Here is a 17,711-nt window from a genome sequence, read left to right on the forward strand (position 1 = left end):
GAATCTCACCCTAACCTTTGTCGCTGTGACATCAGGAAATCTGAGAATTCTTTTGTGACCAACGGTCGTCTCCTTTCAGCGATTTTCTCCCAGGCTTCACCAGATTCTTTCTCAAGGACAAATGCTTTCACTCGCTGGCCAAGAGGGGTGTATTCCTGAATTAAAAGTCTATTGAAAGTCGTTTCTCTACCAAAATCTATAGTGATCTCTCCAGTTTTTCCTCCATCAGGAATAGTCCAATAGCTTTCATAATTTTCATCTTGAATATTTTCGGCCTCATATCCCGCTGCTCTCTCCTCATCAGCACTTACGCTGGCTTGGGCTGCAAGATTTACAGCAAAGTCCTCTTTCACTTTTTCACCAAATTTTAAAATCGCCTCCACATCATTTTCGTGAATCAAGCCACGCGTGTCCACGGGAAAGTTGATCAGTAAAGAGCTGTTTCTCCCGATGCTTTTATAGTAGATTTCCAGAAGCTGTTCAAGTGACCTGACCTTGTGATCTTCATATTTATGATAATACCATCCTGGGCGAATGGAAACATCTGCTTCCGCGGGAACCCAATGCGTACCATTTTCTTGACCTGAAGCATATTTTTCGGGATACTCCGGCATACCAGCATAGACAGAGTCACGCATTAAATTTGACCAAGTTGTCTCATAGGCAAAGCCATGCTCATTTCCTACCCAACGTACGTCAGGCCCGCCATCGCTAAATAACATGGCTCCCGGCTGCAACTCACGCACCAGCTTATAGGTATTTGGCCAATCATAATACGTTAGTTTATCTACTTTTCTAGCCTCATTTGCTCCACCATAATAACCGTCTCCGCCGTTTGCTCCGTCAAACCAGACTTCGAAAATATCTCCATAGTTGCTAAGCAATTCCGTCAACTGATTTCTCATGTAGGTGATATATTCCGGCTTGCCATAGTCAGGGTGATTTCTATCCCAAGGCGAATAATAGATTCCGAATTTCAATCCGTATTCCTTACATGCTTCAGCCAGTTCTTTGATCAAATCACCCTTTCCATCCTTCCAAGGGCTATTTTTAATCGAATGCTCTGTATAAGCCGAAGGCCAAAGGACAAATCCATCGTGGTGCTTAGCCGTGATGATCAATCCTTTCATACCAGCTTCGGCAGCGACCTGAGCCCATTGCCTAGGCTGGAGATCAGTTGGATTAAACATCTCTGGTTTCTCATCACCAAATCCCCACTCTCTATCTGAGAATGTATTCATATTGAAGTGCACAAAACCGTAATATTCCAATTCTTGCCAAGCAATCTGCTTTGCATCTGGAACGGGAAGAACAGGGGTAGGTGGAGCAACTTTTTCTTGACAGAAAGTAAGAATTAACAAAAGTGCAGGCCAAAGTATTTTTGTCATAAGGAATAAATTATGCGAGAAAATTAGGGCTTATGCCTCAATATTGAAAGAAGTATCAAATCTAAACATATTAGAAATGATCATTGGTGTAATCTCAATACTAACTTCGAGGGAAAGACATTAATTTGCGTTTATGTTTAAAATTTTGACATTGGCTTTTCTTCTTTCCTCCTTTTTGTGCCAGGCACAGATTCAGATAAAAGTCATCGACGCTAAAACACAAACTCCATTGGAAAACGTGCGAGTACAACCTGAAAAAGGCAAAGCTCAACTCACCAACATCTCAGGAATTTTGGCTTTTTCAGGGTCGGAAAATCAGAGTTTCTCTTTCTTCAAATCGGGTTATGAACCTCTCACTGCGATATTGGGAGAAGGCGAGCATACCGTTGAATTAACCGAAAAATCGCTTAACCTATCCGAAATCACCGTTTCAGCCTTTGAATCTGAGCGCCCACTGCTAGAGCAATCGGCAGCAATTGTCGTTGTTTCAGAGCAGGATTTTAATCGCTTTAATGAAACGTCAATTGTCAATTCATTCAACACGAAACCTGGAGTACGTATAGAAGAACGTGCCCCAGCAAGTTATAGAATTTCGATTCGTGGCAGTTCCATTCGAGCTCCTTTTGGCGTGCGAAATGTGAAGGTGTATTGGAATGAAGTCCCATTTACCGCTCCTGATGGTACCACTGCTTTGAATTTGCTAGATCTATCTAATATCCGAAATGCTGAAGTCATCAAGGGCCCATCGGGAAGCATCTATGGCGCTGGTAATGGCGGCGTGGTAAATCTCTACAGTCCTGCTGATCCAATTGGTGGAAGAGTAACGGCCGATTTTATGGCTGGAGATTTCGGAATGACGCGCTACAGATTGGGAGTTTCTCAGCAAGTTGGAAATGGTGGATTTGAGGCTTCCTACGTTAGCCAAAAATCAGACGGCTATCGTGAGCAATCAGCCATGGATAGACAAGTCTTCCAATTGGGAGGATTTTTCAGTGTTTCAGACAAGCAGGAGGTTCGCACTCAGCTATTGATTTCTGATTTGAATTATCAAATTCCTGAAGGACTCAATGCAGATCAGGTGGCGGAAGACCCAACTCAATCCAGACCTGGATCAGTAAATCAAAACAGTTCAATTTCCCAGCAATCCGTATTTGCTTCAATTGGTCATTTGTATCGTTTTTCTTCCAAAGTAAAGAATTCCACTACCCTCTATTTGAACACCAATGACTTTGAAAACCCCTTTCTTTTGGATTACAAAAAGGAACTGGGATTTGGTTTTGGTGGCAGAACGAAATTCACTTATGATGGGAAATTAGCCGCAAAAGACCTGAGAATCATCGCTGGAGGTGAATATCAAACCAGTTTGACGGATGCCCAAAATTTTGGAAATGTGAATGGTGTAGCCGATACGGTCAGATTCGCTGATAAGCTTCGGGCTACTCAAGGATTTTTATTTCAACAGGCAGAGTGGAATTTGATGCAAAACTTCATGGTGACTATCGCACTGAGCGAGAATTTCAGCAGTCTGGAAATCGATCGACAAATCGACGCTTCTGGCGGAACTTTAGGTTTGCAAACGCGGAATTTTGATCCGATTGTTGTTCCGCGTTTTGCGCTGAATTATCAGCTCAACAACTACTCAGGAGTATATGGAAGTATCAGCAGTGGTTTTTCTCCACCGACTATCGATGAAGTGCGGACGAACGAAGGGAGTTTGAATCTTGATTTGGAAGCAGAAAAGGGAATCAATTATGAACTCGGCTATAGGCTGGGAAAAGGAAAATTAAATCTGGATCTGACTGCTTTTTATTTCAAACTTGATCAAACCATCACCACTTACACCAATCCGCAAGGCGTGGTTCTATTCCGAAATGCAGGGTCCACAAATCAAAAAGGAATAGAAGCAGCGATTGATTATGCGCTAATCAGCAATGAAACGGGATTTGTCCGTAATCTAAAAATCGGGACTGCATTCACTGGGAATTACTTCACTTTTACGAATTATCAGAAGGGAGATAACGATTACTCAGGAAATGACCTGACCGGCGTCTCCCCAAATATGCTGGTTTCTCGCTTGGATCTTCGAACTGCTCCAGGATTTTACCTGAATTTCACTCACCAATTCACCGATGAGATCCCGCTCAATGATGCCAATACTGTTTATCAGGATGCCTATAATTTGGTGAATGCAAGATTCGGCTGGGCAAGAAGTTTTGCGGGAAAATGGGAATTGGAAGCCTTTGCGGGTGTGGATAATTTACTGAATGAAAGCTACTCACTTGGAAATGACCTCAATCCCTTTGGCGGAAGATATTATCAACCAGCGCCAACAAGGAACTGGTTTGGAGGGGTGAAGGTGGCGTTTTTGTATTGATAGCTAGACATTAGTAGCAAGACGGAAGACAATAGATATTAGAACCAAGATTCGAGAGCCAAGACTTGCGCAACTCTTCATTGCCGTAGCTCCCCCTTAGATTGCACAGTTTGCTTGGATTCGAAAAGTCAATTAAAGGGGGCAGGGAGATTTTCAAAAAGTATCTAGACTGAGCGTAATTAGTAGGTATTAATCTAGAGCAATCCATCTACCAAATCACTATCTATTCCGAAGCTATCTGTTTGAGTAAGCACTAAAAATCTGCCTTACAATATTTTTAACTACAACCTCCCTAGGTTACCGAACCCTTGCCAACGGCAAGGCCAGTAAAAGCCCAGAATGCAATTCTGGGTTTAAACAGTTTGTAATTTGTTTTTAGAGTACCAACGGCACGATCAGTACCAAACAAATTTAATTTGACTGAAGATCAAGCTTTTAAATTAGTGTTGGATTAGTAGTAATTATACTTTGAATATGCCTTGAAATGGTGGGATTCATGCGCATGTAGCTAGTAATTACCGATCGTGCCGTTGGCACTCGGGTGATCATTTCAGCTGACCATACCCCGAATTTCGCTGCGCTGCATTCGGGGCTATTACCAATTTTGCCTTTGGCAAAAGATACGAATTTGGAGCAAACTCTCATGACCTGCCTATCGGCAGACAGGCTTGTGCCAATCCTAATTGCAGTCTGAATACTGCATCAACCTGAAGTCCAAGACTGAAGTCTTGAATTAGTCACAGCATGAAAACCTACTCTATCCCATCCAACTCACTCAACTCCAACCAAGTCAATTCCAATTCTTCCAATTCTGAATCGATTTCTCCGATCCGGTTGGATTGCTTGATTAGTTCTTCGTGATCAGCTATTCCTGCGGCTATTTTATCAGTGATTTCTGCCTTTTCTTTCTCCAATTTGGCCATGGAAGCATTCACTTCCTTAAACTCATTCTTTTGCTTAAAGCTGGCTTTTACTTTCGCCGGAGCAATTTCTTTCACCTCAACTTTCTCATCTTGCTTCTTTGGTGCTGATTTACTTCCGTCTTCCGTCTTCGGACTTCGGTCCTTTTCCACTTCCCGGAATTCAGAATAATTCCCAGGGAAATTCAGAGATCTCTCCTTCTCCTTCGAATACAAACAAATGCTCCACCAAGCGATCCATAAAATATCGATCGTGGGAAACGATGATCAAGCAGCCCGGGAAAGAATCTAAAAACTCCTCCAGTGTATTAAGCGTCATCAAATCCAGATCATTGGTAGGCTCATCGAGAATCAGAAAATTAGGATTCTTGATCAAAACCATCAGCAGCTGCAATCTTCTACGCTCACCACCGCTGAGTTTGGCGATTGGCGTATGTTGCTGCTTGGGAGGAAAACCAAACTGTGTCAAAAACTGGGAAACAGTAATTTCTGCACCTCCCGCGATAGTCACCACTTCAGCCACTTCCTTCACGATATCTATCAGACGCTTTTCCTCATCAAAGCTACTTTCTTCCTGTCTGTAATAACCAAAAGCAGTAGTTTGTCCGATGGAAACTTTTCCAGAATCAGGCGCTAACTGACCCGTGATCATATTAAGGAAGGTAGTCTTTCCAGCACCATTTGGGCCTACAATTCCTACTCTGTCTTTCTTTTTGAAGGTATAGGAGAAGTCATTGACGATAGTTTTATCGCCAAAAGCCTTATTCATCTTATCGATCTCAATGATCTTATTACCCAAACGTTGAGTGGTCACCGTCAATTGAATATCACGTTCCTCCCGCTTCTGAGAGGCTTTTTCTTTGGTTTCTTCGAAAGCGTCCACACGATACTTTGCTTTGGTGCTTCTCGCCTTTGGCTGACGACGAATCCAATCCAATTCTTTTTTGTAGAGGCTTTTGGCTTTTTCGAGTTCTATATCCTCGATCTCCATACGCTCTTCTTTTTTATCTAAGAAGTAGCCATAGTTGCCTAAATATCTATGCACTTTACCCTGATCTAGCTCTAGGATCTCATTGGTTACTTTCTCCAAAAAATACCTATCGTGAGTTACCATGAAAAGTGCAAGATTGGCTTTTGCCAAATAGTCTTCCAGCCATTCGATAGTTTCCAGATCCAGATGGTTGGTAGGCTCATCAAGTAAAAGTAAGTCAGGCTTTTCCAGGATTGCTTTCGCCAAAGCAACCCGCTTACGCTGACCACCGGAAAGTGTTCCTACTGGAAGATCGGTGTCATGAAGCCCCAGTTTGCCGAGTACTTCCTTCACCTGATATTCAAAATCCCAGGCTTGGAAAGCATCCATTTTCTCAAACAAAACGGACATTTTATCCGAATTGTCAATACCGCGCTCTGCATCTAACATGGCTTTGTGGTAATCTTCAATCACCTTCAACACTTCCGAATTACTTTGATCAAAAATCGTTTGGTAGATGCTCATCGTACCTTCAAAAACCGGGTTTTGATGCACATAAGCGACTTTTACCTGCTGGTTTATTCCAACCTGCCCTGTATCAGGAATCTCCAAACCCATGATGATTTTCATCAGCGTGGATTTGCCTGCACCATTGATGCCGACAAGGGCGATTTTCTGACCTTGAGAAATGCCAAAAGAGAATATTGGAAAAAAGCTTGCGCTCACCGAACGCTTTACTGAGATTTTCGACCGAAAGGTAATTCATGCCGCAAAAGTAGGGAAAAGAAGGCACGTAAAAGGGTGGAATTGTAAATTCTCCCCAGTCGTATCAATAATTTATCTACAGGCAGATTGGGTTAGTCTTCAAATATTATCTAAAATAATGACTATTCTTTTTAAAAATCATTGATTCGGATCTTAAGTAGGTACGGGTTTTCATATTGATCAAAATCTTGATAGATACGATCAACATATGCATTCTTTTTTAAAAATTCAGGAAGTGACGGATTTCCATTCAGTTTATCGATTTCCGATTTAATTGAGTAAGGGTCTATAGAGAAATATAAGAATTGGCTATCACTACCAATCGGGGTATAGGCTGAATAAGAACTCAAATTTGAAAAATCACTCCCAAATTCGGTCGACCAACCTTTTGCTATTCTAACCTTATTTTTAGCTCTATCTACTGTTGCAGTATAATAATTAGAACCCTGAATTATGAAAAGGAATATATGCTTGTCTGTGGGTTGTATTGAAAAAACTGAAGCATAATTATTTTCTGCTGCTTGATTTCTAAAGTCCATGATGTTTTCAAAGGAACGATCAAAGAACTCTGGAGGAGTTTGAAATTTTCCTAAGTCAAAAATATATTTTACACTAGATCCATTTTCGCTCAGTGTATAAAGAGAGTCACTATCGGAATAAAAAAACTCGATACCTCCATCTTTAGCATAAAAAGTGTCATTATTAAGTACGCTTAAATAGCCTCTTTCATTTCCAATTTTGCTGAATCCTTCCTTTTTCTCACCAGTTTTTCCAGATACCAAGACAGCGCGATCCCCATCTCCACTAAAAAATACGCCGCCATAAATGAAATAATCGTCCCCCTGAGGCATAAAGGAAGTGGCTAAGTATAGGTAAGGATTATTCCATTCATTTTGAAATTCCCCTTGGGAATTAAATCGTATTAATTTACCGCTGTTTTTATCTAACACCTCTAAAAAATTGGAACCATCATTCCATCGGATATCATCAACAGTTTGAAATTCTCCTGGCCCTTTTCCCTGACTAGAAATCGAATCCAAAATTTCCCCATCTGAATCTAGTTTTAAGATTTTATTCGAAGTAAGAATCCAATAATTACTTTCCCTCTGCAGGATTCTTTTAATTTGCTTTATTGGAATATTTTCAGACCCTCCAATAGACATCATTTCCTCTATTGCAAACATTGAGTCAAATTTATCAGGATTTGCATCTTGGAGATTTATTGAAACTAATTTTGATTCAATTCTTTCATTCTTTTCTGGAGAAGAACAATTGAAAAATAAAGCTACGGCAATAAGAAACTGTAAAAAGCGAAGACGTTTTTTCATAGGGTGAAAATTAAAGAAGGGGTCTCCCCCCTCTTTTTTGTAATTGATTAAAATATTGATTACTAACAAGGAATACCTGAACATGTGTCCAAAGAATTGGTACTAGTTACACAACAATAGGTGTTGGGTCCTGCCTGTGCCAATTTATAGTATTTTGGTGGCTCAGGTACGCAACCTTCACTTTCCTCACAAGGTTCTTCTTCTTCTTGAGCTAAAACTGGACTGGAAGAAAATGCAAATATGAAGAGGACTGGGAATAATACTCCTAAAATTATTTTTTTCATAATCGTTAATATTTAAGATTAAATAGTTACCCCTTGGCCAAGAGCGACAAATCAACTGATTCGCTAGTCACAACATATTATTATTATTATTATTATTATTATTATTATTATTATTATTATTATTATTATTATTATTATTATTATTATTATTATTATTATTATTATTATTATTATTATTATTATTATTATTATTATTATTATTATTATTATTATTATTATTATTATTATTATTATTATTATTATTATTATTATTATTATTATTATTATTATTATTATTAGCCAAAATTCTCAGCAAAAAAAACAGAAAAATGCCCAAAAATACCCTATATAGGGTATGAATTGCTAATTTATTAGGTGAACCATCCACGACATTCTAAAACTCGGCGATCCCAGGCTTGACGAAGTTTGTGAGCCAGCCTTGGAATCCGAACTGGATCAAGTATCGGGTTGGGTGCAGGAATTACACGAGGCCATGGAAGATATTCGGAGGGTTTATGGCTTCGGAAGGGGAATTGCAGCTCCACAGTTGGGGATTTTGAAGCGGATGTTTTACCTGAATCTTGATCGTTCCTATGTCATTCTTAATCCTGAGCTGAAAAACCAAAGTGAGGAGATGTTTGAATTGTGGGATGATTGCATGAGTTTTCCGAATCTGCTAGTCAAGGTAAAAAGGCATCACTCGCTTACTTTAGTCTATAGAGATGAGAATTGGGAACAAAAGGAATGGGATGTTTCAGGAGCTATTTCTGAATTGATTCAGCATGAATACGATCACTTGGATGGAATCCTGTGTACCATGCGAGCTATTGACCAGAAAAGCTTTCAATGGAAATAATCCCGACTACTATCTAGATACTAGACTCTAGCTTCTTGATACTCTTAAAAGTCTTACCTTTGCATCATGGAAGCAATTCAGAAAAAAGACATCCGTAAGCTATCTCTGGCGCAGTTGGAAGAATTCTTTTTGGCGCAAGGAGATAAAAAATTCCGTGCTAAGCAGGTTTATGAGTGGCTGTGGAACAAGTCTCTGAAGAACTTTGATGAGATGAGCAATATTTCTCTCAGTACCAGAGAAATGCTCAAAACGCATTTTGAGATCAATCATATTCTTGTGGATCTGATGCAGGCATTCCTCTGATGGTACGATCAAGAATGCGGTGAAACTTTATGACAATAAGATTGTGGAGTCGGTTTTGATTCCTACCAGCAAGAGGATTACTGCCTGTGTTTCCTCCCAAGTAGGCTGTAGTTTGGATTGTAATTTTTGTGCTACTGCGCGATTGAAACGTATGCGAAACCTGAATCCAGACGAGATCTACGACCAAGTGGTGGCGATCAAGGACGAGGCAGAAACCTTTTTCCAGCGTCCGCTGACCAATATTGTTTTTATGGGAATGGGTGAACCGCTGCTGAACTATGCGAATGTGCTGGAAGCGATCGATAAAATCACCTCACCCAAAGGGCTTGGAATGGCGCCGAGGAGAATCACCCTTTCTACCGTGGGCGTGACCAAAATGATCCGCAAGCTCGCCGATGATGAAGTCCGCTTCAATCTGGCCGTCTCACTCCACTCTGCGATCAACGAAACTCGGTCACGGCTCATGCCAATCAACGATAGCAATCCAGTAGAAGAGTTGGGTGAATCTCTGAAATATTGGTATGAAAAGACCAAACGCAAAGTTACCTACGAATATGTGATTTGGGAAGGAATCAATGACGATGAGCGGCATGCTCGGGCGTTGGCCAAATTCTGTAAAATCATTCCTTCTAAAGTCAACCTGATCCAGTACAATCCTATCGACGAGGGAGAATTCCGCCAGGCTAAGCAGGAAGCAGTCGATATGTATGTTCGCGTATTGGAATCGCAGGGCATCATTGCTAAAGTGAGAAAATCCCGTGGTCAGGACATCGATGCAGCCTGTGGGCAATTGGCAAACAAAAATGAGGTAGGTGAACTTAATACTAATTAACGTATTTTTAATTGTTAATTAAACGTCCTTTAGTTTTATTAAGACTTTCTTTCAAACATGCCAACTCCTTTTATATGAAAGTTCATATTGTCGTTCTTACGCTACTTCTTAGCTTTTCTTTTTTGAAACCAGTAGTTGCTCAAGATGAAATAATACCAAAAATCCAGACTTTTTTTGATACTTATCAGAAAGAATTCCCGATAGAGAAGGCCTACTTACATCTGGACAAGAGTACTTATACCCTGGGTGAAGACTTATGGTTTAGTGCATATCTTACGGCTGGGAGCGCTCAAGTTCCTTCCCCACTCAGTTCTACATTGTATGTGGACCTATTTGATGGAGAAGGATTGCTTCTAGAGCAAAAAGTCCTGCGGCTTGAGAAAGGAAGGGGAAGTGGAGATTTTGTATTGCCGGCCTTTGGCAAAGCTGGAATATATCAGATCAAAGCCTATACGGCTTGGATGCGTAATTTCGGAGAAGAGTACTTTTCCACTTCCGTGGTGAATGTCATCGACGGAGCAGGAGGCTCCTTCCTACCGAAAATCACCTACGGAAGTATAACCACTTCTAATGGAAAAGTAACCTATAAAGCAAATCTAGCAGCTGTAGATAGTAAAGGAAACCCGCTGAGTAGTAAGGCAATTGATGTAAAAGCCCTAGCTGAAGGCGAAGAAGTATATTCTCAGGAGGTAATTTTAAATGCTGATGGGGAAGTCAATTTTACGTTTAGCATACCTGAAAAGGCAAATTTATCCCAGCATTTGGAGCTGACTTATCTGGAGAATGAGAACTATGCTGTCACCCAAAAAATAAGGCTACCTTATAGTTTGACGTTAGCAGACATTCAGTTTTTGCCAGAGGGAGGACACGCTGTTGTAGATATGAAGTCAAACTTTGCCTTCCGTGCGCTCTATCCTGATGGACTTCCAGCAGCTATTAACGGCAATATCTTAGGCAGTGAAACTAGCTTTGAAAGTAATTTTGCAGGCTTAGGCAAATTTGAATTTACTCCTACTGGTAATAGTCATCAGGCTAAAATCTTTGAAAAGACAACCGGTCAGGAAGTCTTAGTAAATCTTCCTGAGATCGATGCGTCCGGCTTAGTCATGCAGGTAATCAATAATCCGGCAGTAGCCTACTTGACAGTATTTATACAGGGTGAGCATAACCCTAAAGAGCTCTTGCTGGTCTCCCAAACCAGAGGAATTATTAATTATATGATAAAGGGGGTTTTATCAAACGGAACATGGGGGGTTAGAATTCCTAAGGAAAATCTCATATCCGGAATAAATGAAATCACCGTCCTAAGTGCTGATGGAACTCCACTACTTCAGCGATTGCTTTTCTTCCAACAGGACGATCTGATCGATATTGAATTGTCAAAATCTGGAAATATTGCCAAACGAGAAAAAATAAACCTTGGACTTAGCGCTTCTTTTCTAGGGGCAGCTAGCACTGGAAGCTTCTCGGTAGCCGTATTAGATGCAGATCAGGTGGACCCATCTAAGGATATGGGAAGCAATATTCTATCCTCGCTGTTGTTGACTTCAGACTTGCACGGTAATATATATCAGGCTGGGCGGTACTTTGATGATAGTCCAGAAAACCAGCAATCCTTAGACTTGGTAATGCTAACCCATGGATGGAGACGGTTTAGCTGGGAAGATGTGATGACATCTACCTTTCCAAAAATCGATAATTTTATAGAACAAGGATTGAATGTAGAAGGCCAAGTCTCTGATGCAGAGGACACCAAGAAAGGCTTAGCCGGGGGCAAGATAACGGCATTAGTCGGTGAAGGTATTGAGATAATAACATCGGAGTTTGGTCCAAATGGCAGGTTTATCTTTAAGGATTTGAATTACCTAGATTCAGCTACAATCACCATTACTGCTGATGATAATAGACTTAAGAATTTTGTGGATATAGATTTAGAACTACCTGAGCCCGTATTCTTTACTATAGCAGGAAAATATTCTGACAAGCCACTTTGGTCTGAGGAGCTTGCCGCCACTTATGAATCTAGATTTAGGATGAATCAAATGATCAACGGTCAGGATGAAATAGTGGATATAGAAGGAGTGACGGTAGAATCGACGACTTTACAAAATGAGGAGGATGAAATTCAAAAAATTTATGGCTCAGGAGATGTAACGCTTACTCCCGGAAAGAATCCCAGGAGCTGTTGCATTTACAAATGTATTTCAGTTGATACAAGGCAGGGTCGCTGGTGTTCAGGTATTTGTCTCTGGCTTGGATGTAAATGTACTTATCAGAGGAGTGGGTTCGATTACTTCTGGTACGCAACCGCTCTATCTTTTGGACAATATGCCAGTGGATGCAGGCACACTGATGCAAGTGAATCCAAGCATGGTCAAAAGTGTGGATGTATTCAAAGATCCTGCAAAAGCTGCTATTTTCGGAGCCCAAGGGGCGAATGGCGTGATCGCGGTATATACCAAGACCGGTGGAGAGATATTTACAAATGAAAAAGGAAGTCTGGTCACCCGCTTTGGCGGATATGCTGTCCCAAGGGAGTTTTACCTGCCAAAGTATGACACCAAAACAGTGGAAAATGCCATGACAGATGAAAGATCCACAGTGTATTGGAACCCTTTAGTGACCATGGATGAAAAAGGTGAGACAAATTTGGAATTTTTTAACACGGATCTGGCTAAAAGGCTGGTAATAGTAATCGAGGGAATGGATGAATCAGGTAGATTGGGTAGATTGGTCAGAGTTTTAGAATGAGGAATTGTTTTATTTCCTAATCTCAGCTAATTTCTAACCCATATGTTAACCTGAATATTTATGAAAAAGGCTTTACTGATTTTTTGCGCCACTTTAATGCTCTCTTTTGTAGCTATTGCCCAATCTCAAGAGCAAGGAAATGCCCGCTTTCACGGATATGGAACCTACGGATTGCGATACAATAACTTTGGCGCTGGAGCGGGGATTGAATATTTCTTTGTAGACAAATTCGCACTGATGCCGAGTTTTACTTTTGTTTTTCCACAGGTGGGCAAAGAAAGTAACTTCAGTGCAGATCTTCGATATTATGTGTCAGAGGGCGCATCACAGCTTTATTTCATGGCAGGCTACAGTCAAACTTGGCAAGACACTCAGCCGGATGGAGCGGGTGCAAGACGCAACTCGAAGGGAGCTAATATGGAAGTGGGTGCCTATATCGCATTAACTGAAGGTATCGGGTTGAGTACCGAATTCCGCTTCCAAAGTCCCTATCCAAGGGAAGTTGGATTTAGAGTTGGCTTAGCTTTACCATTGTAATTTAAATAATCAAGACGTAAGACTTTAGATATAAGACACAAGAGTCGAGAGCTAAGATAGAAGAGCAAGTTGCAGCAGTCTAAAGTCTTATGTCAAAGTACTTGCTACTTTTTCGAAAACTCAAATAACTTCCGCTTCTCTTCTTTATTCAAAGCTTCGTAGCCTCTATCCGCGATTTTATCTAGAATCTTATCAATTTCCTCCTGAGTTGCTTCGTCAGAACTAACTTGGGCTGATGTGGATTTTGTCGCCTTTTTAAAAGAAGAAAATCCTCCACCGCTAGAGGTTTTGGCTTTACTACGATAGGATACTTTTACCTTGCTTTTTCTTCCAGAAAAAAGATCCTCAAAGAATATCCCTACTTTCTGAACAGGCACACCCCAATCTATTCCTTTGCGCAGCTGAACAATATATAAGTAACCAAGAAGTGCCCCACCAAGGTGAGCTAATTCTCCTCCTGCATTTGCGCCAGCAGAATTAGCAAAAGATAAGATCACATAGAAAATTGCGATGTATTTGATTTTTACCGGTCCAAGTAATAGAAGAAAGAAGGTAGTGTTTGGCGAGAGTGTCGCAGCTCCGACGACAATAGCAAATACGCCAGCACTAGCTCCAAGCATCAAAGAACTATCTACAGACTGACTAAAAAAAGGGGCTAAATTGTAAATGAGCACATAAAATGCTGCACCGGCAAGTCCACCAAGGATGTACAGATTGGCAAGTTTACGGCTTCCAAGAAATTGATGGATCAGCTGACCAAACCAATAGAGGAAAAGCATGTTGAAGAGGATGTGGAATATCCCTTCGTGTAGAAACATGTAAGTAAACATACTCCAAGGCTGCGTCGCCAATCTAGGAAGGGAAGCTGGCATCATCAGATATCCTAGCACTGTAGAATACAACTCGCCTAGTCCACCGATAGTCATAAACACCCGGAAAACCAGCACAACAAAAAACACTAAAATATTGATCGCAATCAGCTTAAAGAGGCTGTTGTCGCTGTGTTTGAATGCGTTCCGAAGATTATCCCAAAAGTTACCGTACATAATTAATAAAAACTGTTTCTGTCTTTTTTCCAGAAGTAAACCAAGACTCCTCCAATCACCAATCCACTGAGGTGAGCAAAGTGGGCTACGTTATCCAGCGGATTATTTACAAATACGTTATATATGGTATAAAGGCTGTAGAAAAGCACCATATATTTTGCTTTGATAGGAATCGGCGGAAAGAGTAAGAATAATTGAGTATTGGGGAAAAGCATGGCAAAAGCTATCAAAACACCGAAAAGAGCGCCTGAGGCACCTACCATAGGTACATTTGCCTGAACTTCGAGGATCGCCTCTAAGGTTTGATTTGCTTGACTGATTTTATTTGGATCATCAGGATTACGGCTATAATCATCTACAAAATCATAAATAGTCCGCTTGAAAAACCCCTTGTTTTGAATCACTAATTGATTGAAGGAATCAGGGTTGGGATTGTTTTGGAACATCGCCACTTTTTCCTCCAGATTGTTCATTCGGTAAGCAGTATATCCTGAATAAAGCACTCCCGACCCTATACCGCAAACCATCCATAATGTCAACAATTTCTTTGGCCCCAAAAACTGCTCAAGCAGTGGGCCAAAAATCATTAACCCAAACATATTACCGAACAAATGCCAAAAATCGGCATGCATAAACATGTAGGTCAGAAACTGAAAAGGCTGGAAATAGTGGCTATGAATGTAGTATAATGCAAACCACTGATTTAACTGAGGAAAGATAAAGCTGGACACAATAAGTAGCCCTACATTAATAAGAAGAAGGTTTTTTACTACCGGTGTAATATTTCTAAACATGCTATTTGCCGAAGAAGGAATGAATACTGCTTAAATCTAATTTCACGAAGGTTTTGTTCCCTCCCAGCCCATAATTTGGATTTTGACAGGCAAAAAGCTGCCCAACTAGTGTTTCCATTTCTTGTGAATTTAGTTTTTGCCCTTTTTTCAAGGACGATTTTCGCGCCAAAGAACGAGCTAGATTTTCTCTGGTGTCGAGCGAAAGCTCACTTTTGAAATGCTTGTACTGCTCTAGAAGTCCTTCGAAAAGCTCCTTTTCATTTTTAACAGGCAAGTCTGCCGGGACGCCTTGAATAAGTACGGTGTCTTTTCCAAACTCCGAAACCATAAAACCCAGGCTATGCAGCTCAGGCATGATATCCATCACCAAAGCATAATCGGAAGGCCCGAGGTTGACAGTCGGCGGAAAAAGACATTGCTGAGAAGTGCCTTGTGCGAGTTTCAGCTGACGCAAATAGCGCTCGTATAGAATTCGCTCATGAGCCGTCTGCTGGTCGATAATCAAAAACCCTGTCGACATCTGCGCGACCACATAGCTTAGCTCTACTTGGAATGTTGTCCCAGTGGACTCAGTTTCGGTGGGCCTAGGAATAAACTCCGTGGCATCGTCTGGTTTGGCTCTGCTTTCAAAAGTTAAAACTTCTGTTTCTTCGGATTGGGTGGATCTTTCGATTGCTTTAGTTTCTAGTTGAGTTCCTTCAAATAGCCTTTCCCAGCCTGAGGTGCTAGCTTGTTTGAATTCCGGAGTATTGAATGATTTATAACTGTATTCCCGATCTACCTGAGCCTTTTTTTCTGGATCCTTGTCCCATTTTTCGTTGAAATTTACATCCAAGCTAAAGTCCAGTGAAGGTACTACGTGATGCGCGCCTAAGGCTTGTTTTACCGCAGATCGAATGACCGCATAGATCGTTCGCTCATCGTCAAATTTGATTTCCGTTTTAGTCGGATGAACATTGATATCTATGTGAGAAGGGTCAATTTCCAGGAAAAGAACATAGAATGGATGTTGATCTGATTGCAACAAACCTTCGAAAGCTGAGCTCACTGCATGATTCAAGTAGCTGGATTTGATGAAGCGATTGTTCACAAAGAAAAACTGCTCACCTCGGGTTTTTTTGGCATTTTCAGGTTTACCTATGTAGCCTTTCACATTTACATGTGGAGTCAGTTCCTCGCAAGGCACCAGTTGACCTTGGTAGTTTTTACCAAAAAGGCCAACTATCCTATGACTGAGTTTACCTGGGGTGAGACTATATACTTCGAGATCTTGCTGAAAAAGTGAAAAGCCAATTTCATTATAAGAAAGCGCTACCCGCTGAAATTCATCCACGATGTGACGCATTTCGACGGGATTTGATTTTAGGAAATTTCTTCGGGCAGGAACATTATAAAACAGATTTTTCATAGATACCGAAGTCCCCACATTTCCAGCGAATGGTTCTTGTTTTTTAACCTCAGACCCTTCGATTTGGATCAATGTGCCAAGTTCTGATTCTGCTTGTCGGGTCTTTAATTCCACCTGAGCTACCGCTGCAATCGAGGCTAATGCCTCCCCGCGAAACCCAAAAGTTCGGATAGAAAAGAGGTCATTTGAGCTACGGATTTTAGAAGTGGCATGACGTTCAAAACTCATACGAGCATCGGTAGCAGACATTCCTTTTCCGTTATCAATTACTTGGATTAGCTGTTTTCCGGATTCTTTTACCACCACCTGAACTTGGGTAGCACCAGCATCTACTGCATTTTCCAGAAGCTCCTTTAGTGCAGATGCCGGTCTTTGAACTACTTCTCCTGCTGCGATTTGATTAGCGATCGCATCGGGAAGGAGTTGAATAATATCACTCATATTTCTTCTTGGGTTTTAGCCTGAAGAAAAAATAAATAGCAGCCACAAGAGCTACTGCGTAGGCCATGTATTCAAATATTACTGGACCTAAATAAACATAGCCAAAGATAGATCCGAGAAGCAATAGAAAAATGAACGTGCGGATCATGGCCGTAGAGGCAAACATATTTACTCCGTCTCGTTCTTTAATCCCCTTGTGCTGCGCAAAAGAGCCTCGAATACCCGCACCATAGGATCCAATTTCACGTGAAGTCAACTCATCCTTATCCAACAAGCCCTGAGCCTCCAGATCTCTTTTAATTTGAGAGGTTCTTTGCTCGATTTCCTCTCTCACCGGATCATAATACCTAGGTTTGATATCAAATCTCATTGGAGCGGCAGTTCGAAATACGGATGGAAATTTCATGACTTATTAAATTTTAATTCGAGTGTCACGTTAAGTAAAAGCACCGAGAAGGAATAAGTTCCCGGATCGATTAACCAGACATCAAATTTATGCCCTTTTTAACCTTAATTACGACCCGATGTTGCCTTATCTTTAGTAACTTCAATAATCAAATGATTTCATCCAGCTTCAGGATGCACACTTGGAAAACGGTAAGCGATATGAAAATTCATATTCGCTATGAAAATCAGTCTTCCGTACAAATTTATTTTAAAAGTTAAGGATTAAAAATTTACCCTGGAATGAGCAGCAAGCTTTGGAGAGTTTTAGCAATAGGTTTTATTCGACTT

Annotated in this window: 11 protein-coding genes and 3 pseudogenes; 6 read left to right on the top strand and 8 right to left on the bottom strand. The window is 40.9% G+C overall.

What is annotated here, in order from left to right:
• Nucleotides 1–5: 5 nt before the first annotated feature.
• Nucleotides 6–1,388 carry an alpha-L-fucosidase gene (locus AC0L6R_RS23685; protein ID WP_473273401.1) on the bottom strand — a complete coding sequence of 461 codons (1,383 nt, stop codon included), beginning with the start codon at nt 1,386–1,388 and terminating at the stop codon, nt 6–8.
• Nucleotides 1,389–1,521: 133 nt separating this feature from the next.
• Here AC0L6R_RS23685 and AC0L6R_RS23690 point away from each other — a divergent pair, with 133 nt between their 5' ends.
• Entirely contained in the window at nt 1,522–3,762 is a 2,241-nt protein-coding gene (locus AC0L6R_RS23690; RefSeq protein ID WP_473273402.1) for a TonB-dependent receptor family protein, read from the top strand.
• Between the two features lie 752 nt (nt 3,763–4,514).
• On the opposite strand, the pseudogene AC0L6R_RS23695 reads toward AC0L6R_RS23690, so the two are convergent.
• The 3 genes and pseudogenes from AC0L6R_RS23695 to AC0L6R_RS23705 form a co-directional block, all read right to left on the bottom strand.
• Nucleotides 4,515–6,418, bottom strand: a pseudogene (locus tag AC0L6R_RS23695) (ABC-F family ATP-binding cassette domain-containing protein).
• Nucleotides 6,419–6,548: 130 nt separating this feature from the next.
• Nucleotides 6,549–7,745, bottom strand: coding sequence for a 6-bladed beta-propeller (locus AC0L6R_RS23700; protein ID WP_473273403.1), 1,197 nt, complete (start codon nt 7,743–7,745; stop codon nt 6,549–6,551).
• Nucleotides 7,746–8,096: 351 nt separating this feature from the next.
• Nucleotides 8,097–8,396, bottom strand: coding sequence for a hypothetical protein (locus tag AC0L6R_RS23705; RefSeq protein WP_473273404.1), 300 nt, complete (start codon nt 8,394–8,396; stop codon nt 8,097–8,099).
• A 51-nt stretch (nt 8,397–8,447) separates the two neighbouring features.
• On the opposite strand from AC0L6R_RS23705, the gene AC0L6R_RS23710 reads away from it, so the two are divergent.
• The 5 genes and pseudogenes from AC0L6R_RS23710 (at nt 8,448) to AC0L6R_RS23730 (ending at nt 13,287) form a co-directional block, all read left to right on the top strand.
• Nucleotides 8,448–8,864, top strand: a complete 417-nt coding sequence (locus tag AC0L6R_RS23710) for a peptide deformylase (protein WP_473273405.1) — start codon at nt 8,448–8,450, stop codon at nt 8,862–8,864.
• Nucleotides 8,865–8,930: 66 nt separating this feature from the next.
• A pseudogene (gene rlmN / locus AC0L6R_RS23715) lies at nt 8,931–9,999 on the top strand (dual-specificity RNA methyltransferase RlmN).
• A 2,208-nt stretch (nt 10,000–12,207) separates the two neighbouring features.
• A pseudogene (locus AC0L6R_RS23720) lies at nt 12,208–12,384 on the top strand (hypothetical protein); the annotation flags it as partial.
• A 57-nt stretch (nt 12,385–12,441) separates the two neighbouring features.
• Nucleotides 12,442–12,750, top strand: a complete 309-nt coding sequence (locus AC0L6R_RS23725; protein WP_473273413.1) for a hypothetical protein — start codon at nt 12,442–12,444, stop codon at nt 12,748–12,750.
• Between the two features lie 60 nt (nt 12,751–12,810).
• Nucleotides 12,811–13,287, top strand: a complete 477-nt coding sequence (locus AC0L6R_RS23730; protein ID WP_473273406.1) for a hypothetical protein — start codon at nt 12,811–12,813, stop codon at nt 13,285–13,287.
• 104 nt (nt 13,288–13,391) lie between these two features.
• On the opposite strand, the gene AC0L6R_RS23735 is transcribed toward AC0L6R_RS23730, so the two are convergent.
• From AC0L6R_RS23735 to AC0L6R_RS23750, 4 genes are read right to left on the bottom strand one after another with little or no spacing between them, the layout of a single operon-like run.
• Nucleotides 13,392–14,333, bottom strand: coding sequence for a rhomboid family intramembrane serine protease (locus tag AC0L6R_RS23735; protein WP_473273407.1), 942 nt, complete (start codon nt 14,331–14,333; stop codon nt 13,392–13,394).
• Nucleotides 14,334–14,335: 2 nt separating this feature from the next.
• On the bottom strand, nt 14,336–15,127 hold the full coding sequence (locus AC0L6R_RS23740; protein ID WP_283412003.1) for a rhomboid family intramembrane serine protease: 792 nt from the start codon (nt 15,125–15,127) through the stop codon (nt 14,336–14,338).
• Nucleotide 15,128: 1 nt separating this feature from the next.
• A complete protein-coding gene (gene mutL, locus AC0L6R_RS23745; protein WP_473273408.1) occupies nt 15,129–16,976 on the bottom strand; it encodes a DNA mismatch repair endonuclease MutL in 1,848 nt (615 codons plus the stop codon).
• On the bottom strand, nt 16,969–17,382 hold the full coding sequence (locus AC0L6R_RS23750) for a hypothetical protein (protein ID WP_283412001.1): 414 nt from the start codon (nt 17,380–17,382) through the stop codon (nt 16,969–16,971). Before AC0L6R_RS23750 ends, mutL begins: the two co-directional genes overlap by 8 nt.
• Between the last annotated feature and the right edge of the window lie 329 nt (nt 17,383–17,711).

It is taken from the genome of Algoriphagus sp. 10J20-15, from assembly GCF_055809615.1.